The following is an 18,266-nucleotide window of genomic DNA, read 5'->3' as shown; positions in this document are numbered from 1 at the left end:
CACGGTCCCTCAGACCGCCTGAGCGAAGCCGAGCTCGGCGCTGTCGGCGATGTGCGCCAGATGCGGCGGGATCTCGCGCCCCTTCGACACCATCGACTGCGCCCACAGCCGCCCGGCGCGGTAGGAGGAACGGACCAGCGGTCCCGCGAGGACGCCGAGGAATCCGATCCGCTCGGCCTGCTCCTTGAACTCGACGAACTCCGCAGGCTTCACCCACCGCGCCACGGGAAGATGCCGCGGCGAAGGTCGCAGGTACTGCGTGATCGTGATGATGTCGCAGCCGGCTCCGTGCAGATCCTGCAGGGCCTGCACGACCTCCTCGGGCTCCTCGCCCATGCCGAGGATGAGGTTCGACTTGGTGATGAGACCGGCGTCCCGCGCCTGCGTGATGACGTCGAGCGACCGCTCATAGCGGAAGGCGGGGCGGATGCGCTTGAAGATGCGCGGAACCGTCTCGACGTTGTGCGCGAAGACCTCGGGTCGCGCGTCGAAGATCTGCCCGAGGAACGCGGGGTCCGCGTTGTGCTCGTTCGCGAGCAGCTCCACCCCGGTGTTCGGATTGAGGGCGTGGATCCTGCGCACCGTCTCGGCATTGAGCCACGCTCCGGTGTCGGGCAGGTCGTCGCGGGCGACGCTCGTCACTGTCGCGTAGCGCAGGCCCATCCGCTGCACGCTCTCTGCCACGCGCCGGGGCTCGTCCGTGTCGTAGGCGTCGGGCTTCCCCGTGTCGATCTGGCAGAAGTCGCACCGTCTCGTGCACTGCGACCCGCCGATGAGGAACGTCGCCTCTCGGTCCTCCCAGCACTCGTAGATGTTGGGGCATCCGGCCTCCTGGCACACGGTGTGCAGGTCCTCGTTCTTGACGAGGGACTGGAGCGCCGTGTACTCGGGGCCCATCTTCGCCTTCGTCCGGATCCACTCGGGCTTGCGCTCGATCGGGGTCTCGGCGTTGCGGATCTCGAGGCGGAGGAGCTTTCGCCCCTCGGGTGCGGCGGTCATGCGAGTGCTCCTGCGTGGTCGGCGTCGGAATAGGCGGAGAGGAAGGCGTCGGCCACGGCGTCGTGGAGGTCCGCGGGGGAGACGCGTGCACCGGTCGTCTCGCTCACGGTCGTCACACCGGCGTCCGTGATGCCGCACGGGATGATCCCCCGGAAGCCCGAGAGGGTGTTGTCGCAGTTGATCGCGAAGCCGTGCATCGTGACGCCCTGCTGCACGCGGACCCCGATGGCGGCGACCTTGTCCTCGGAGAGGGGCCGGCGGACCCAGACGCCGCTGCGCCCCTCGACCTGGTAGCCGTCCACCCCGAACGGACGGAGGACATCGATGAGGAGGCGCTCGAGACGCCGCACGTGGGCGACGACATCCATGGGCTCGGGGAGTCGGACGATCGGATAGCCGACGAGCTGTCCCGGACCGTGCCAGGTGATCTTGCCGCCGCGATCGACGTCGATCACCGGCGTGCCGTCCTGGGGACGCTCGTGGTCCTCCGTGCGCTTGCCTGCGGTGTACACGGCCTCGTGCTCGAGCAGGACGAGCGTGTCCGGCCGCGCGCCGCCGACGACCTCTGCATGGATGCGACGCTGCAGGTCCCAGCCGACGGGGTACGGCACGTAGGCCGGTGCGAGGCCGGGGGTGAGGATGTCGAGCATGGCCGAACCGCCTCCGCTGATAGATGGATTGCGTCCAACAATACCCCCAGATCGCACGATCGGTGCTGCGCCGCGAGGCGCGCGGTACCGTGTGAGGATGAGCAGCACGAGTCGAGCGGGTCGCCCCAAGGCGTCATCGCGCGAGACTCTCGCGGAGGCGGCGTGCGAGCTCTTCCTCGAGCAGGGCTACGACGCGACATCGGTCGCCGACATCACTCGGCGCGCCGGGGTCAGCCGATCGAGCTTCTTCAACTACTTCTCCTCCAAGAGCGATGTGCTGTGGTCGGGGCTCGATGAGCGGATCGATCGCTCGCTCGAGAGCCTGTCCGCTCTCGGATCGACGGCGACCGGCGCAGAGGTGCAGCGCATACTGCGTCTCATCGTCGAGGAGTTCGCCCCGGACCCGCTGGCCCTCGCTCTGCGCAATGCCACGGCGATGGGCCTGCACGACGAGCTCGTCAGGGATACAGGGCTGCGTCATGCGCGGCTCTCCTCGGGGATCGCGCGCGCGGCGGTCGACGCCGGATCCGATGTGGTGCGAGCGGACATCCTCGGAGCCGCATATGCGGCCGCCGTGCTGGCGTCGCTCCGGGTGTGGGCGGAGACCGGAGCAGGGCGGGGCACGCCCGAGGCTGTGCTCGTCGACGCGTTCGAGACGATCCGCGAGCTTCCCTGGAAGCGCTGAGCGACCGGTCGTCGCTCGGATAGAATCGGTAGCACCATGGCTACCTTTGGCACGCTCTCCGACCGGCTCACCGAGACCTTCCGCAATCTGCGCACGAAGGGAAAGCTCACTGCGGCCGATGTCGACGGCACGGTCCGCGAGATCCGCCGTGCCCTCCTCGACGCCGACGTCGCGCTGTCGGTCGTCAAGGAGTTCACCGCGAAGGTCCGTGAACGTGCTCTCGGCGACGAGGTCAACAAGGCGCTCAACCCCGCGCAGCAGGTCGTGCAGATCGTCAACGAGGAGCTCATCGGCATCCTCGGCGGCGAGCAGCGTCGCCTCCGCTTCGCGAAGACCGCTCCGACGGTGATCATGCTTGCCGGCCTGCAGGGATCCGGAAAGACCACCTTCGCCGGCAAGCTCGCGAAGCAGCTCGAAGGAGAGGGCCACACGCCGCTCCTCGTCGCCGCCGACCTCCAGCGCCCGAACGCGGTGAACCAGCTCCAGGTCGTGGCCGAGCAGGCGGGGGCGACGATCTACGCTCCCGAGCCCGGCAACGGCGTGGGCGACCCGGTCAAGGTGTCGCGGGACGGCGTCGAGCACGCCCGTCGCCAGCAGCACGACGTGGTGATCATCGACACCGCCGGCCGCCTGGGCGTCGACGCGGAGCTCATGAAGCAGGCCGCCGACATCCGCAAGGCGGTCGACCCCGACGAGGTCCTGTTCGTCATCGACGCGATGATCGGTCAGGACGCCGTCAACACCGCGAAGGCCTTCCAGGAGGGCGTCGACTTCACCGGCGTCGTCCTGTCGAAGCTCGACGGCGATGCGCGCGGTGGCGCCGCGCTGTCGGTCGCGTCGGTCACGGGCCGCCCGATCATCTTCGCGTCGACCGGAGAGCGCCTCGAGGACCTCGAGCCGTTCCACCCGGATCGCATGGCGAGCCGCATCCTCGACCTCGGCGACATCCTGACCCTCATCGAGCAGGCCCAGCAGGCCTTCGACGAGGAAGAGGCCATGAAGATGGCCGAGAAGCTCGCGACAGAGCAGTTCACCCTCGAGGACTTCCTCGACCAGCTTCAGCAGATGAAGAAGATGGGCTCGATGAAGAAGATGCTCGGGATGCTCCCGGGCATGGGTCAGATGAAGCAGCAGCTCGAGGACTTCGACGAGCGCGAGATCGACCGCACCGAGGCGATCATCCGCTCGATGACCCCGGGTGAGCGACGCAATCCGAAGGTGCTCAACGGCTCGCGGCGCCTGCGCATCGCGCGCGGATCGGGTATGACCGTGACGGACGTCAACCAGCTCGTGCAGCGCTTCGACCAGGCGGCGAAGATGATGAAGACCGTCGCGCGCGGCGGCACCCCGAACATCCCCGGGATGGGCGCGATGCCCGGACTGGGCAAGCCCGGCGCGTCGTCGAAGCGCGGCAAGAAGGGCAAGTCGTCGGGAGGGTCCCGTTCCGGCAACCCGGCGAAGCGCGCGGCTGAGAACGCGGGACTCGCGCCCGCGGCGAATCCGACCGGGTCCGGCTTCGGGCTCGGCGGCGGATCCGCCGCGCCGAGCGAGGCCGACCTCGCCGAGATCCAGAAGCTCTTCGGCAAGAGCTGAGCCGCGCTAGCGTCGGCCGGACGCGAGAATGGGCTCGGTCGTCGTCGTCGCCGCGGCGGTGCGTCTCCGCGGCACGAGAGCGGCGAGCTGACCGCAGACGAGTGCGACCAGCACCAGCACGAGTCCGACGGCCTGCACGGTGGTGACCGTCTCGCCGGCGAACGTCGCCCCCAGCAGCGCGGCCACGACGGGGGACAGCAGCGCGAGCAGTCCGGGCGCCATGACCGGCAGCCGCTGGATACCGCGGAACCAGAGGGTGTAAGCGAGCAGGCCGCCGACCGTGCCGAGCCAGACGTACCCCGACACCGCCTCGCCGGTGAGCTGTGGGGGAGCGCCCTCGATCAGGACGGTCAGCGGCAGGAGCACGAGTCCTCCCGCCGTGAGCTGCCACCCCGCGTACGCGATCGGGCCGACGTCCTTCGGACGTCCCCACCGCTTCGTGAGGATGATTCCCGCGGCGGTCGCGGTCACTCCGCCGAGGGCCGAGATCACGCCGAGCGCGTCGAGGTGAGCCGCGGGGCCCAGCACCACGAGCGCGACTCCGCCGGCGCCGACCACGGCGGCCGCTGCCGTGACCGGTCGGACGCGCTCGTGGAGGACGAGCATCCCCATGCCCAGGATGATCAGAGGCTGGGCGCCGGCCACTGCCGCGGCCACCCCGCCCGGCAGCCGCTCCGCGGCCATGAAGAGCAGGGGGAAGAACGCGCCGATGTTGAGCGCGCCCAGCACCAACGACTTCAGCCACCATCCGCCGCGGGGACGCGCCCGACCGAGCGCCACAGCGATGAGGCCGGCGGGGAGCGCGCGCAGAAGTCCGGCGAGGAGCGGGTGCCCCGCGGGCAGGAGCTCGGTCGTGACGAGATACGTCGTGCCCCAGGCGATCGGAGCGAGGGAGGTGGTGAGGAGGAGCGCGAGGCGGGACATGCCTCCAGCGTCCTCCTCGGTCAGCCATGAATCCAACGCATGGTTCGCATACTGGTCATGAACTGCCATCATGAACGCATGGATCTCCAGCAGTTGCGCTACGTCGAGGCCGTCGCTGCCACGACCAGCTTCACCCGGGCTGCGGAGAAGTGCTTCGTGACCCAATCCGCTCTCAGCCATCAGATCGGCGCCCTCGAGAGAGAGCTCGGACAGCGGCTGTTCATCAGGAACAGCCGGAGCGTGCGGCTGACCGAGGCCGGCGAAGCGTTCCTCGAGCACGCGCGGGAGGCCGTCGCCGCCGCGGACCGCGCTCGAGAGGCGGCCGCGGCCTCCGACGGTCGGGTCACGGGCACGCTGCGACTCGGCATGATCCCCACCGTGACCGCGGTCTCGGTGCCGGCCGTGCTCGCGCTCTACCGGGGCAGGCATCCGGACGTCCGCGTGGAGCTCGTCGTCGGCAACAGCGATTCCCTCGCCGCCTCGGTGCGGCGAGGAGAACTCGACGTGGCCCTGCTGGGACTCCACGCCGACGTGCGCCCGGAAGGCGTGGACGCCGTGGAGATCGGCAGGGAGCGCCTCGTGGCCGTTCTCCCGGCGGCGCATCGCCTCGCCGATCGCGCGCGCATACGCCTGGCGGATCTCTCCGCGGAGGTGTTCGCGGACTTCCCGGCCGGCACGTCGGGGAGGGCGCAGACCGACGTCGCGTTCGCCGCAGCCGGCGTCCCCCGGGACGTCGCGTTCGAAGCCGACTCGTCGGATCTCATCCTCGGTCTGGTCGGGTCGGGACTCGCGGTGACGGTGCTCGCCCCCGGGGTCGTGTCGCGGTCCCCGGTCGACGGCGTCGCGGTCGATCTCGTCGACGGACCGGTGCGCGTCGAGTACCTCGTCCGTGACGACCGCGCCCTGCGTCGGGTCGCCGCGGCCTTCCTCGACGTCGTCGAGTCGGGGCGCGCCCGCAAGACGTGAATCGCGCCCGCAAGACGTGAAACGGGCCCGGAGGACATCCTCCGGGCCCGTCGTCTCAGCTCGCCGAGATCACTTCACGTCCTCGTCGACCCAGTCCATCGACTTGGTGACGGCCTTGCGCCAGAGGCGCAGCTGGCGGTCGCGCTCGGCACCGTCCATCGACGGCTCCCAGCGGCGGTCCTCCTGCCAGTTCGCGGAGAGGTCGTCGAGACCGCTCCAGAAGCCGACGGCGAGTCCGGCGGCGTACGCCGCACCCAGGGCGGTCGTCTCCGCGACGACAGGCCGCACGACCGGCACGCCGAGCACATCCGCCTGGAACTGCATCAGCGCGTCGTTCGCGACCATGCCGCCGTCGACCTTGAGCTCGGTGAGGTCGACGCCCGCGTCCGCGTTGACCGCGTCGAGGACGTCGCGGGTCTGGAAGGCCACGGCCTCCAGCGCCGCGCGCGCGATGTGGTTCTTGTTCGCGTAGCGGGTGAGACCGACGATCGCGCCGCGGGCATCCGCCCGCCAGTACGGCGCGAACAGACCAGAGAACGCCGGGACGATGTACACACCGCCGTTGTCCTCGACCTTGTCGGCGAGCTCCTCGACCTCGGGCGCCGAGGAGATGATGCCCAGCTGGTCGCGGAGCCACTGGATGAGCGATCCGGTGACGGCGATCGAACCCTCCAGCGCGTAGTGCGTCGGCTGGTCGCCGAGCTTGTACCCGACGGTGGTCAGCAGCCCGTTCTTCGAGTGGACGATCTCCTCGCCCGTGTTGAAGATGAGGAAGCAGCCGGTCCCGTAGGTGTTCTTGCTCTCGCCGGTCTGGAACGCCGCCTGACCGAACGTGGCGGCCTGCTGGTCGCCGAGGATGCCGGCGATCGGCGTCTCGCGCAGCAGCGAGGAGCTCTCGGCGGCACCATAGACCTCGGAGGAGGAGCGGATCTCGGGCATCATCGAGCGCGGCACGCCGAACACCTCGAGGATGTCGTCGCGCCACTCGAGCGTCTCGAGGTCCATGAACAGGGTGCGGGACGCGTTGGTGACGTCGGTCGCGTGCACGCCGCCGTCCGTGCCGCCCGTGAGATTCCAGAGCACCCAGCTGTCGGTGGTGCCGAAGACGAGGTCGCCCGCCTCCGCCTTCTCACGCGCGCCGTCGACGTTCTCCAGGATCCACGCGATCTTCGTGCCCGAGAAGTACGTCGCCAGCGGCAGGCCGACGATCGGCTTGAAGCGGTCGACGCCGCCGTCGGCCGCCAGGCGGTCGACGATCTCCTGCGTGCGGGTGTCCTGCCAGACGATCGCGTTGTACACGGGCTTGCCGGTGGTCTTGTCCCAGACCACGGCCGTCTCGCGCTGGTTCGTGATGCCGACGGCGGCGATGTCGTGGCGCGTCAGGTCGGCGCGGCTCAGTGCGAGACCGATGACCTCCTGGACGTTGCGCCAGATCTCGGAGGCATCGTGCTCGACCCAGCCGGCCTTCGGCAGGATCTGCTCGTGCTCCTTCTGGCCGGTCGCGATGATGCTGCCCTTCTTGTCGAAGATGATCGCGCGGCTCGAGGTGGTTCCCTGGTCGATGGCGAGGATGTAGTCAGCCATGTCTTATTCTCCTTTGAAGTCGGGTGTCGGATCAGGCGAGGCCGAGCAGCGCGGGCGCGGCGACGGCGGCGAGCACGCCACCGACCAGCGGACCGACCACAGGAACCCAGGAGTAGGACCAGTCGCTCGATCCCTTGCCCTTGATCGGGAGGATCGCGTGAGCGATGCGCGGTCCGAGGTCGCGGGCCGGGTTGATGGCGTAGCCGGTGGGTCCACCGAGCGAGGCGCCGATCGCCACCACCACGAGGGCGACCGGGAGGGCGCTGAGCGGTCCGAGGCCTCCCGGGACGCCGATGTCGGCGACGCCGTAGTCGGCGAACGCGAAGACGGCGAACACGAGGACGAACGTGCCGATGACCTCGGTGACGAGGTTCCAGCCGTACGAGCGGATGGCGGGTCCCGTCGAGAACACGCCGAGCTTGTTCGCGGGCTCCGGCTCCTCGTCGAAGTGCTGCTTGTAGGCGAGCCAGGTGAGGACGGCACCGACGATGGCGCCGAGGAGCTCCGCCCCCGTCGCGACCGCGAACTGCGAGAAGTCGATCTTGCCCGCGACCAGGAGGCCGACGCCGACGGCCGGGTTCAGGATGGCACCGGAGTACGCCGAGGCGAGGACACCCACGAAGACCGCGAGACCCCATCCCCAGTTGACCATCAGGAAGCCGCCGCCGAAGCCCTTGTTCTTGGCGAGCGCGACGTTCGCGACGACACCACAACCCAGGAGGATCAGCATCGCTGTGCCGACGAACTCCGACAGGAAGTAGAGACCGAGATTCACATCAGTCATGTCTTCTTTGACCTTTCTCTGCGACCGGGCCCCTCTGCCCGGTCACCTATGGGAGATACGTCGCGAGGAGGGCGACGCTCTGGTCCGTCAGCCGCGGGTGCGGGACGGGATCTGGAGTCCGTGTCGCTCGTTCAGGAGAACGCGCGTCTGCTCGAGCTCGGCATCGTGTCGTGCTCGGTCCCAGTCGAGCAGGGGAGCGAGGGCGTCCGCAAGCTCTTCGAGCACATCGGCATCCGCGTTCCCGGTGAAGGCGATGCTCGTGCGACGCAGGACGACGTCCTGCAGACGCGCGATCATCTCGTTCGAGACCATCCACTCCAGCTCCCGCGTCGACAGATCCCCGCCGGCGAGCGGCGTGTCGGGTCCCTGCTCGATGTGCTCCCACACCTGCGCGGCGCGGGTGCCGTAGCGGGCGATGAGCTTGTCGGCGCGGTCGCCGGCACCGGGAAGATTCTCCTGGATCCAGATGCGACGAGCCTTCTCGGTGCGAGGGAAGTCGCGGCCGCCGCCGATGGCCCGCCCCGACGTCGACACGGTGCGCGTGCGGCCGAGGAGGCCGAGCACGACGTCGGACAGCGACTCGCCCAGCGCGCGGAACGTCGTCCACTTGCCGCCGACGAGGCTGACCAGGGGAGCGGCGCCCTTGTCGTCGACCTCGATGCGGTAGTCGCGCGAGACGAATCCGGGTGCGGTGTCCTCGTGCCGCGGCAGCGGGCGGATGCCCGAGAAGTTGAACACGATCTGCTCGCGGGACACATGGATGCCCGGGAAGACGTGGTGAATGAGGTCGAAGAAGTAGTCGATCTCCTCCTCGGTGCAGACCGGGACCTCGCGCGGGTCGGCGTCGATGTCCGTCGTGCCGACGAGGACGCGACCCTTGAGCGGGTAGATGAGCACGATGCGGCCGTCCGAGTGCTCGAAGAAGATCTCCCTGCCGCGGGTCGCCTCCAGGAGCTCGGGGTGATCGAGCACGATGTGCGATCCCTTGGTGCCGCCCATGAAGCGCGTGTCGGTGCCGAGCGCGTCGTTCGTGAGATCGGTCCACGGCCCCGACGCGTTGACGACGACGTCGGCGGTCACGGAGAACTCGGTGCCGCTCTCGCGGTCGCGCAGCACGACCTTCTCGCCGTCGCGGGCGATCGCCTCCACGTAGTTGAGCGCCACGGCGCCAGGGTGGGCGGCGCGGCCGTCCTGGAGGACATCGAGGGCCAGGCGCTCGGGGTCGTGCATCGACGCGTCGTAGTACGTGGCCGTGTACTTGATCTTCGGATCCAGCGAGGGGAGCTCCGCCAGCGAGCGCTTCCGCCCGACGAAGCGGTGCCGGGGGACCGTGCCGCCGTCGCGCGAGAACGTGTCGTAGATCGTCAGGCCGACCTTGATCAGGAACGCGCCGCGCTCCTGGGGCTTCCCGCTCTTGTGAGTGAGGAAACGCAGAGGAGCCGACAGGATGCCGGAGAACGTCGAGTAGATCGGGATCGTCGTCTGCAGCGGCTTGACGTAGTGCGGGGCGATCTTGAGCAGGCCGTTGCGCTCTTCGACGGACTCGCGCACGAGACGGAACTCGCCGTTCTCCAGGTAGCGGATGCCGCCGTGGATCATGTGGCTGGACGCCGCGGAGGCGCCTGATGCGAAATCGCCGCGCTCGACGAGCAGGACGTCGACGCCCTGCAGCGCGAGGTCGCGGAACGCGGAGATGCCGTTGATCCCCGCTCCGATGATGAGGACGCTCGTGCGCCCGGATTCGCGGATCGCGCGGACCTCCGCGCGCTCCGGTGATGAGTATGTCGACTCGATCATCTTCGACCCTTCTTCCTTGCTTGCCCCCAGCATCGACCTCCACGCCCGCTGCGCGCAACCTCGCTGCACATATGTGCAAGGATCGAGGACGAGGAGGACGTCATGGCCCAGTCCGACGCAGGATCCCGCGATGCCAAGCTGATCGCCGCGCTCACCGCAGCGCAGCTCTATTACATGCAGGACAAGACCATGGAGGTCATCGCGCAGGAACTCCACACGTCGCGATCGTCGGTGTCGAGGCTGCTGAGCTTCGCCAGGGAGAGCGGACTGGTGGACATCAGGATCAACTCGCCGCTCGAGCGGCTGGGGATGCTGGAGCAGCGGATCCGCGATCGGTACCGCCTGGTGGCTCACGTCGTGCCCATCCCCGAGATCGTCAGCGAGGTGGAGCGCCTGGAGCGCGTGGCGCTGACGGCGGGCCGGCTCCTGTCGCAGTTCGTCGACTCCAACATGATCGTCGGCGTCGCGTGGGGGTCGACGATCAGCGCGGTCAGTCGGGGTCTCACGCAGAAGGAGACCCACAACACGACGTTCGTGCAGCTCAACGGCGCGGGCAACACCCAGACCAGCGGCGTCGAGTACTCGAGCGACATCCTTCAGCGGTTCGGCAGCGCCTTCGGCGCCCAGGTGCAGCAGTTCCCGGTGCCCGCGTTCTTCGACGACCCCTCCACGCGGGAGGCGATGTGGCGCGAGCGCAGCACGCGCCGCGTCCTCGACCTGCAGTCGAAGATGGATATCGCGGTGTTCAGCCTCGGCTCTCCGGCCGCAGAGGTCCCCAGCCGGGTGTACGTCGGCGGATACCTGGGGCGCGACGACTACCGTAGCCTGCGCGAGGACCATGCCATCGGCGACGTGGCCACCGTCTTCTTCCGGGCTGACGGCTCCTGGAAGGACATCCGGGTGAACGCGAGGGCGACCGGCCCGGGACTCGACCGCCTGCGGCGGGTGCCGCGCCGGGTGTGCGTCGTCTCCGGCATCCCCAAGCTCGTGAGCCTCCGGGCCGCGATCGCCGCGGACCTGATCACCGATGTGGTCCTCGACGAGGGTCTGGCGCGGCAGCTGGTGGAGGGCTGACCCTCAGGGCTCCTCCGTCGACGACTCCGGCCCCGAGCGGAACTCCCTGATCAGGTGCTGCACGACGGCCGCGAGGTCGCCGCCCGTGGCGTTCGCGATCGTGAGCTGCCGCTCGTAGCTCGCTCCGTCGGCCAGGATCGTCTCCAGGCTGCCGAACTCCCTCACGCAGCCCAGCTCGACCGCGACGGGGGCGAGTTCTTCGATGATCTCGGCCAGGTGGTCGCGCACCGGACGCTGGGTTCCCGCCGCGTCGACGATCACGCGCGCGTCGAGTCCGTAGCGAGCCGCCCTCCACTTGTTCTCCCGATGGAACCACGCCGGCATCTCGGACAGTGTGCGACCCTCGTCCAGCTGTCGGGAGAGATGCTCGACGAGCACCTGGACGAGGGAGGCGAGCGCCGCGAGCTCGGGGAGCGTCGACAGGCCGTCGCAGGCACGGATCTCGATCGTGCCCCACCGGGGAGCGGGACGGATGTCCCAGCGCACCTCGGTGGCGTCCGCCATGACGCCGGTGCGCACCATGTCCTCCAGGTAGGACTCGTAATCCGACCAGTCGCGGAGAGGCCAGGGGAGGCCCGCGGTCGGCAGCTGCTGGAACACGAGCGCGCGGTTCGAGGCGTAGCCCGTGCGCTCGCCGGCCCAGAACGGACTCGACGCCGACAGGGCCTGCAGATGAGGGAGGTACGAGGCCAGCGCGTTGATGATCGGCATGACCTTGCGCTGGTCCTCCACGCCGATGTGGACGTGGATGCCCCAGATCATCATGTTCCGCCCCCACCACTGGGTGCGCTCGATGAGGGTGTGGTACCTGGTCTTGTCGGTGACCTCCTGGTCGTACCACTGGCGAAGGGATGGCTCCCCGCCGAGAGCAGCTCGATGCCTGCGGGGTCGGTCGCGGCGCGCACCGCGGCGATGGCGTTGGCGATGTCGTCGACCGCGTGTCCGACGGAGTCGCCGATCCCGCTCGTGACCTCGATCGTGTTGGTGAGCAGCTCGCCCGTCACGGTGTGCCGCTCGTCCTCGCTCGCCGCCTCCAGGGCGGCCAGGAGCTCGGGTGCGCGACCCACGAGATCGCCGCTGGCCGGGTCGGCGAGCATGATCTCCCATTCGAGGCCGACGGTGGACCGGGCGGAGGGGGCGAACTCGAGCTTCACGAGCACAGTCTGACATGCGCCCTGCGCGACACGGCCACCCCCGTGTCGCCGCGTTTCGCTTGTGGTCGCCGCATCTGGCAGAATAGAGGGTCGGACGTGGTGCTCGACCCTCTATCCAGCACTCGTCCTCCCTCTGTGAGCTTCCGCCGGGTGTGCACCCCACTCTCCAGGCGATCGGTTCGTTTCCTTCCACACAATTCAGGAGAATCGTGGCTGTCAAGATTCGTCTCAAGCGCCTGGGCAAGATCCGGGCGCCCTACTACCGCATCGTCGTCGCCGACTCGCGCACCAAGCGCGACGGTCGCGTGATCGAGGAGATCGGCAAGTACCACCCCACCGAGGAGCCCTCGTTCATCGAGGTCGACTCCGAGCGGGCGCAGTACTGGCTGTCGGTCGGCGCGCAGCCGACCGAGCAGGTCACCGCGCTGCTCAAGATCACGGGCGACTGGGGCACGTTCAAGGGCGACAAGGACGCGAAGTCCACCCTCAAGGTCGCCGAGCCCAAGCAGGCGTTCGAGGTCGACGCGTCCAAGAAGTCCGTCGTCAAGCCGAAGGCCGAGAAGAAGGCAGAGGCTCCTGCCGCTGCTGAGGCCGACGCGGAGGCCGCCGAGGCTCCCGCCGCCGACTCGGAGTAATCCGCCGTGCTCGCCGCCGCGCTCGAACACATCGTCAAGGGGATCGTCGATCACCCTGAGGATGTCCGCATCAACGCCTCCACCTCGCCGCGAGGCGATCTCCTCGAGGTGCGCGTGCACCCCGACGACCGTGGTCGTGTGATCGGGCGCGGCGGCCGCACTGCGAAGGCACTGCGCACGCTGATCGGCGCTCTGGCCGACGGCCGTCGCGTCCGCGTCTATGTCGCGGACGACTGACGTGGTGCCGAAAGACCGCAACCAGGGCAAGAACCAGCTCCGTGTGGGCCGTCTCGTCAAGGCCCATGGCCTCAAGGGCGCCCTCAAGCTGGAGCTGTACACGGACAACCCCGAGCGGCGCTTCGTGCCGGGGGCCGAGTTCACGTTGCAGGTGCCGGAGGCATCTCCGTGGCACGGCAAGACCGTCGTCGTCCGCGAATACCGCGTGATGAACGGCAATCCCGTCGTCTTCCTGCAGGACGTCGACGACCGCGACGGCGCGGAGAGCCTGGTCCGAGCGATCCTCTGGATCGATCAGGACGACGAGGAGGTCGAGGAGAACGCCTGGTTCGATCACCAGCTCGTCGGACTCGATGTCGTCCGCGACGAGGTCGTCGTCGGCAAGGTCGCGCGGGTCGAGCACTTCCCGGCTCAGGACCTGCTCATCGTGAAGCCGGTGACGGGCGGAGACGATGTGATGGTGCCGTTCGTCGAGGCGATCGTCCCGCTCGTCGATGTCGCCTCGGGACGCGTCATCGTGACACCGCCCGCCGGTCTCTTCGAGCAGATCGCCGAACCCGACTCGGCTGACGCCGAGGAGTCGTCCGACTCCGACGCACCTGCGTGACTGCGGAGACTGCTCCCCGGTGCGCATCGACGTCCTCTCGATCTTCCCGTCGTACTTCGACGGTCTGACTCTCTCCCTCCTCGGCAGGGCGCGGAACTCCGGCATCCTCGAGCTGAACGTGCGCGACCTGCGGGACTGGACGCACGATCGTCATCGCACGGTCGACGACACCCCGTACGGCGGCGGAGCCGGGATGGTGATGAAGCCGGAACCCTGGGGAGAGGCGCTGGACGAGGTCGCCGCCTCGACGATGTCCTCCGGGACGGCACGTCCCACGATCATCTTCCCGTCGCCGGCGGGCGAGGTCTTCACCCAGGCGACGGCGCGGGATCTCAGCACGAGGGATCACCTCGTGTTCGGCTGCGGTCGGTACGAGGGCATCGACGAGCGCGTGTTCGAGTACGCCGCCTCGCTCGGCGAGGTGCGGTTGATCAGCCTGGGGGACTATGTGCTCAACGGGGGCGAGGTCGCCACGATGGCGATGATCGAGGCGATCGGTCGACTCATCCCCGGTGTCGTCGGCAATCCGGAGAGCCTGGTCGAGGAGTCGCATGAGGACGGGCTGCTGGAGTACCCGTCCTACACGAAGCCCTCGACCTGGCGCGATCGCTCCGTGCCCGATGTGCTGCTGAGCGGCAATCACGCGGCGATCGCCGCATGGCGGCGCGAGCAGCAGCTGGAGCGCACACGGCGTCGCCGCCCGGATCTGCTCCCTGACGAGGACGCCCTCTAGAGCATCGTCTCCACCCCGTGCTCGATCTCGAACACGACGCCGTGCGGATGCCGCAGCGACAGGGCCGTGCCGACATCGAGCCCGCGCAGCTCTGCGCGCAGCATCCGGCCGAGCATCTCGTGGCCCACCAGCAGGGGGACTCCCTGCGACGCCCACCCGCAGGCCGACAGCGCCCGTCGTGCCCGCGACCTCGCCTGCGCATAGCTCTCTCCGCCGGGGAAGGCCCAGCCGTAGCGGTTCTCCGCACGCTGCTGGCGTGCCGTGGGGAACCGCTCGTCTATCTCGGCCCTCGTCAAGCCCGACATAGCGCCGTGATCGAGCTCGGCGAGGTCGGGGATCTCGACGACATCCGCGCCGATCCGGTCGGCGATGATCGAGGCCGTGCGGAGAGATCGTCCGAGCGGGCTCGTGCAGACGGTCCGCACGTTCGACGCGGCGAGCCGGGCGCCGATCCGTTCGGCCTGGGCGACGCCCTCCGGCGTCAACGGCGAGTCGAGGGTGCCCTGCAGCCGATGCTCGAGATCCCACGTCGTCTGCGCGTGCCTGACGAGGAACAGGTGCTCGGGCACGTGGCGGTCCTGCGGGATCATGCACTCAGAATGGCATAGCGCTCGCCCGGTCAGGCGGTGACCGCGCGCACCGGCTGATAGCGTCGCAGCATGGTCGACGGGATGCTCGCGAGTTCGTTCGAGGGGATCGGTGCGGATTACGATCGCTACCGGCCCGGCTTTCCCGACGCGGCGGCAGACATCCTCGCTCCGCGACGGGTGGCGACCGCGCTGGATCTCGGCGCGGGGACGGGCAAGTTCACCGCGCTGCTGGTCGACCGTGCGGCCGAGGTGGTCGCGGTCGAGCCGTCCGCCGCGATGCTCGATGTGCTCCGGACGAAGCTGCCCCGCGTGATCGCGCGAGAGGGCAGCGCCGAGCGGATTCCCGTCGCGGATTCGACGATCGAGCTGGTCTCGGTCGCGCAGGCCTTCCACTGGTTCGACCGTGACGCCGCCTGCGCCGAGATCCTGCGCGTCCTGGTCGAGGACGGATCGCTCGGCCTGCTCTGGAACCGATCCGACCCTTCGTGCGACTGGGATCGCGCGGCGCATCGCGTCGCCCATCCAGCGGTCCAAGACGCGGACGGCACGTCCGACGCGACATCCGAGGAGCTTCCCGGATTTCAGCTGAGGTCGCACGACGAGCTGCGCTGGACGGAGAGGATCACTCGCGAGGACTATCTCCGTCGGTGGTCGACGGTGAGCACTTTCCTCGTCGCGGAACCGCACGAGCGCGACCACATGCTCGCTCGGATCACCCGCATCCTCGACGCCCACCCCGAGACTCGCGGAGCGACCGAGTTCGAGCTGCCGATCGTCACCGACGTGTTCGTATACCGCCGCGCATGAGGATCTGGTCGCTGCATCCGAGATACCTCGACCGTCAGGGACTGGTCGCCTGCTGGCGGGAGACGCTGCTCGCGCAGGCGGTGCTCGCGGGGCGCACCCGCGGCTACCTCGCCCATCCTCAGCTGCAGAGGTTCCGCGCCGCGCACGACCCGCTGCAGGCGCTCGGCGCGTACCTCGGCGGCGTCGCGGACGAGGCCGACCTGCGCGGGTATCGCTTCGACAGGGCCAGGATCGACAGATCGGATGCCGGCGAGGCAGAGGTCCTCCCCGTCACGACAGGGCAGGTCTCCTGGGAGTGGTCGCATCTCACCGCGAAGCTCGCGGAGCGCAGCCCCGACGTCCTCCGTCGCTGGTCGACCGTCGGCGCGCCCGAGCCGCATCCGCTCTTCCGGTTGATCGACGGTCCGATCGAGTCGTGGGAGCGCCCTGACCCGGCCCGCTGACGGCGCGGCCCGATGCGTCGCGCGTCAGCGGACGCCGAGGAACGAGCGGTCGGTCAGGACGATGGGGCCGTCGGCCGTCACGGCGACGGTGTGCTCCGAGTGAGCCCCCCGAGAGCCGTCGACACTGCGCAGGGTCCAGCCGTCGGGATCGGTGACCAGCTCGTCCGTGGTCGCGAGGAGCCAGGGCTCGAGGGCGAAGACGAGGCCCTCGCGCAGCGGGAAGCCACGGCCGGCGCGTCCGTCGTTCGGCACGTGGGGGTCGCCGTGCATGATGCGTCCGACGCCGTGCCCGCCGAAATCGGTGTTGATCGAATAGCCCTCGCCATGCGAGACCTCCGCGATGGCGGCGGAGATGTCGCCGATCCGGTTGCCGACGACCGCGGCGGCGATGGCCGCGTCGAGAGCGCGCTCGGTCGTGTCGATGAGGCGGAGATCCTCGTCCCGCGGAGAGCCCACGACGAACGAGACCGCCGAGTCGGCGACCCAGCCGTCCACCGACACGGCGAAGTCGAGGGAGACCAGGTCGCCGTCGCGCAACGTGTAGTCATGCGGCAGGCCGTGGAGGACCGCGTCGTTGATCGACGTGCAGATGACCTTGCCGAACGGGCTGGCGCCGAACGACGGGTGGTAGTCGATGTAGCACGACTCGGCTCCCGCCTTGCGGATCATGTCGTGCGCTCGGCGGTCGATCGACAGCAGGTTCATGCCGACCTTGGTCTCGTCGCGCAGTGTCGCCAGCGTCTCCGCCACGAACCGCCCTGCGGCGCGCATCTCGTCGATCTCGGCGGGGGTGCGCAGTTCGATCATCGGGTGTCCTCTCGTCGGTTCCATTCTCTCCGATATGCCGGCGGTGAGCGTGCCGCGCGCTCACAGCGAACAGCCGGGACCGCGGCCTCGCATCGTCGTACGATGCAGTCATGTGGTTGCGTCAGGCGTACTTCCGGTGGCTCCTTCCGGCGGCGTTCCTGCTGCCCCTCTGGCTGGTCGTGGGGTGGGGCGTCTTCCAGGGCGGCTGGGCCATCCTCTGGGTGCTCTTCATCGCGGTCCCGTCGGTGTTCCTCGGACAGCTGCTCCTGACGCTGTTGACGCGATCGCGGCCCTCCGTGCGCGTGGATCGCGCGGTGTCCTGGTGGGATGTCGGCGGGTTCTCGCTCTGGCACGGCCTCACGATCGCGGTCGGATGCTTCATCGACGGCGCATTCGGGTGGTTGCTCATCGCCGCTATCCTGGCGGGCATCGGTCTCGTCTGGCTCCAGCTGTGGCAGCTGTGGAGCGAGGCGAGGGGGAGTGGCGCACGCCTCCGCGAGACCATCTCCTGGGCATCGGTGCCGAACGTCGACGAGGCCGACCGGCCCGCCGCCCGCCCGCAGGAGGTCATCGTCGTGCGGGAGCGCGAGACGGAGGACTGACCGCGGCCCCGCGCGTTTTGGCGGGGACGCGCATCCGTGGCAGAATGGTTCCTTGTGCCGTTCCCGGCTCTGCCTCAGGGGAGCCCGCGGACGCCTCGGCGCCGTTCGGCACGACCCATTCTTGTTCCTTCCTGAAAACATGCATCCGACCTGTGGCGGCTGCAGAGAGAGACGATCATGCAGATCCTCGACGCCGTCGACGCGGCTTCGCTCCGTTCCGACGTCCCGGTCTTCCACCCCGGCGACACGGTCAACGTCCACGTGAACATCACCGAGGGCACCCGCTCCCGTATCCAGGTCTTCAAGGGCGTCGTCATCGGCCGCCAGGGCGATGGCGTGCGCGAGACCTTCACCGTTCGCAAGATCAGCTTCCAGGTGGGCGTCGAGCGCACCTTCCCGGTGCACTCCCCGGTGATCGACCACATCGAGGTCGTCACCCGCGGTGACGTGCGTCGCGCGAAGCTCTACTACCTCCGCCAGCTGCGCGGCAAGAAGGCGAAGATCAAGGAGAAGCGCGACAACTGACGCGCAGCTTCTCCACAGCACCCCGGGACACGATGTCCCGGGGTGCTGTGTTTCCCACGGGGTGTGCGAC

Annotated in this window: 20 protein-coding genes and 1 pseudogene; 12 read left to right on the top strand and 9 right to left on the bottom strand. The window is 69.0% G+C overall.

The annotated features are described in order from the left end of the window. Positions 1–9: 9 nt before the first annotated feature. Positions 10–999 carry a lipoyl synthase gene (gene lipA, locus A4X16_RS00215; protein WP_067114813.1) on the bottom strand — a complete coding sequence of 330 codons (990 nt, stop codon included), beginning with the start codon at positions 997–999 and terminating at the stop codon, positions 10–12. Further along, positions 996–1,649: a lipoyl(octanoyl) transferase LipB gene (gene lipB / locus A4X16_RS00210; RefSeq protein WP_067114811.1), complete on the bottom strand. Its 654-nt coding sequence runs from the start codon at positions 1,647–1,649 to the stop codon at positions 996–998. Before lipB ends, lipA begins: the two co-directional genes overlap by 4 nt. Positions 1,650–1,746: 97 nt before the next feature. Between lipB and A4X16_RS00205 the strand changes: the two genes are divergently transcribed. Next, positions 1,747–2,334, top strand: coding sequence for a TetR/AcrR family transcriptional regulator (locus tag A4X16_RS00205; protein WP_067114807.1), 588 nt, complete (start codon positions 1,747–1,749; stop codon positions 2,332–2,334). A 36-nt stretch (positions 2,335–2,370) separates the two neighbouring features. Then, positions 2,371–3,927 carry a signal recognition particle protein gene (gene ffh / locus A4X16_RS00200; RefSeq protein ID WP_067114805.1) on the top strand — a complete coding sequence of 519 codons (1,557 nt, stop codon included), beginning with the start codon at positions 2,371–2,373 and terminating at the stop codon, positions 3,925–3,927. 6 nt (positions 3,928–3,933) lie between these two features. Here ffh and A4X16_RS00195 read toward each other — a convergent pair whose 3' ends face one another. Then, positions 3,934–4,851 carry an EamA family transporter gene (locus tag A4X16_RS00195; RefSeq protein WP_067114803.1) on the bottom strand — a complete coding sequence of 306 codons (918 nt, stop codon included), beginning with the start codon at positions 4,849–4,851 and terminating at the stop codon, positions 3,934–3,936. Between the two features lie 78 nt (positions 4,852–4,929). On the opposite strand from A4X16_RS00195, the gene A4X16_RS00190 reads away from it, so the two are divergent. Next, positions 4,930–5,817, top strand: coding sequence for a LysR family transcriptional regulator (locus A4X16_RS00190; RefSeq protein ID WP_067114802.1), 888 nt, complete (start codon positions 4,930–4,932; stop codon positions 5,815–5,817). A gap of 69 nt (positions 5,818–5,886) precedes the next feature. On the opposite strand, the gene glpK is transcribed toward A4X16_RS00190, so the two are convergent. From glpK to A4X16_RS00175, 3 genes are all read right to left on the bottom strand, one after another. After that, positions 5,887–7,401: a glycerol kinase GlpK gene (gene glpK / locus A4X16_RS00185; RefSeq protein WP_067114801.1), complete on the bottom strand. Its 1,515-nt coding sequence runs from the start codon at positions 7,399–7,401 to the stop codon at positions 5,887–5,889. Positions 7,402–7,432: 31 nt separating this feature from the next. Beyond that, positions 7,433–8,185: an MIP/aquaporin family protein gene (locus A4X16_RS00180; protein WP_067114800.1), complete on the bottom strand. Its 753-nt coding sequence runs from the start codon at positions 8,183–8,185 to the stop codon at positions 7,433–7,435. 87 nt (positions 8,186–8,272) lie between these two features. Continuing rightward, a complete protein-coding gene (locus tag A4X16_RS00175) occupies positions 8,273–9,982 on the bottom strand; it encodes a glycerol-3-phosphate dehydrogenase/oxidase (RefSeq protein WP_067114799.1) in 1,710 nt (569 codons plus the stop codon). Between the two features lie 102 nt (positions 9,983–10,084). Between A4X16_RS00175 and A4X16_RS00170 the strand changes: the two genes are divergently transcribed. Then, complete coding sequence (locus tag A4X16_RS00170) at positions 10,085–11,056, top strand: sugar-binding transcriptional regulator (protein ID WP_067114798.1); 972 nt, start codon at positions 10,085–10,087, stop codon at positions 11,054–11,056. Positions 11,057–11,059: 3 nt separating this feature from the next. Here the strand turns inward: A4X16_RS00170 and A4X16_RS00165 are convergent. Further along, positions 11,060–12,153, bottom strand: a pseudogene (locus A4X16_RS00165) (glutamate--cysteine ligase). 266 nt (positions 12,154–12,419) lie between these two features. On the opposite strand from A4X16_RS00165, the gene rpsP reads away from it, so the two are divergent. The 4 genes from rpsP to trmD are packed head-to-tail and all read left to right on the top strand — an operon-like array spanning position 12,420 to position 14,422. Further along, a complete protein-coding gene (gene rpsP / locus A4X16_RS00160; RefSeq protein ID WP_067114797.1) occupies positions 12,420–12,845 on the top strand; it encodes a 30S ribosomal protein S16 in 426 nt (141 codons plus the stop codon). Positions 12,846–12,851: 6 nt separating this feature from the next. After that, positions 12,852–13,082, top strand: a complete 231-nt coding sequence (locus tag A4X16_RS00155; RefSeq protein WP_067114796.1) for an RNA-binding protein — start codon at positions 12,852–12,854, stop codon at positions 13,080–13,082. Continuing rightward, positions 13,066–13,689 (top strand): ribosome maturation factor RimM, encoded by a 624-nt coding sequence (gene rimM, locus A4X16_RS00150; RefSeq protein ID WP_067114795.1) that lies wholly within the window; start codon positions 13,066–13,068, stop codon positions 13,687–13,689. Before A4X16_RS00155 ends, rimM begins: the two co-directional genes overlap by 17 nt. A 19-nt stretch (positions 13,690–13,708) precedes the next feature. Continuing rightward, complete coding sequence (gene trmD / locus A4X16_RS00145) at positions 13,709–14,422, top strand: tRNA (guanosine(37)-N1)-methyltransferase TrmD (RefSeq protein WP_067114793.1); 714 nt, start codon at positions 13,709–13,711, stop codon at positions 14,420–14,422. On the opposite strand, the gene A4X16_RS00140 is transcribed toward trmD, so the two are convergent. After that, positions 14,419–15,012 carry a histidine phosphatase family protein gene (locus A4X16_RS00140; protein ID WP_231880217.1) on the bottom strand — a complete coding sequence of 198 codons (594 nt, stop codon included), beginning with the start codon at positions 15,010–15,012 and terminating at the stop codon, positions 14,419–14,421. The two genes, trmD and A4X16_RS00140, sit on opposite strands and share 4 nt — an antisense overlap. 69 nt (positions 15,013–15,081) lie before the next feature. Between A4X16_RS00140 and A4X16_RS00135 the strand changes: the two genes are divergently transcribed. Then, the gene (locus A4X16_RS00135) at positions 15,082–15,819 is read left to right on the top strand and encodes a class I SAM-dependent methyltransferase (RefSeq protein ID WP_067114791.1); all 738 of its coding nucleotides are present in this window, start codon (positions 15,082–15,084) and stop codon (positions 15,817–15,819) included. After that, positions 15,816–16,262, top strand: a complete 447-nt coding sequence (locus tag A4X16_RS00130) for a pyrimidine dimer DNA glycosylase/endonuclease V (protein ID WP_067114790.1) — start codon at positions 15,816–15,818, stop codon at positions 16,260–16,262. Before A4X16_RS00135 ends, A4X16_RS00130 begins: the two co-directional genes overlap by 4 nt. A gap of 24 nt (positions 16,263–16,286) precedes the next feature. On the opposite strand, the gene map is transcribed toward A4X16_RS00130, so the two are convergent. Then, entirely contained in the window at positions 16,287–17,069 is a 783-nt protein-coding gene (gene map, locus A4X16_RS00125; protein ID WP_067114788.1) for a type I methionyl aminopeptidase, read from the bottom strand. A gap of 110 nt (positions 17,070–17,179) precedes the next feature. On the opposite strand from map, the gene A4X16_RS00120 reads away from it, so the two are divergent. Then, positions 17,180–17,671: an MFS transporter permease gene (locus tag A4X16_RS00120; protein ID WP_067114786.1), complete on the top strand. Its 492-nt coding sequence runs from the start codon at positions 17,180–17,182 to the stop codon at positions 17,669–17,671. Between the two features lie 177 nt (positions 17,672–17,848). Next, positions 17,849–18,196: a 50S ribosomal protein L19 gene (rplS, locus tag A4X16_RS00115; protein ID WP_053099097.1), complete on the top strand. Its 348-nt coding sequence runs from the start codon at positions 17,849–17,851 to the stop codon at positions 18,194–18,196. The last annotated feature ends 70 nt before the right edge of the window (positions 18,197–18,266 follow it).

Source organism: Microbacterium sp. H83, assembly GCF_001650405.1.
Classification (GTDB): Bacteria; Actinomycetota; Actinomycetes; order Actinomycetales; family Microbacteriaceae; genus Microbacterium.
This window is presented reverse-complemented; position numbering and strand designations above follow the sequence as displayed.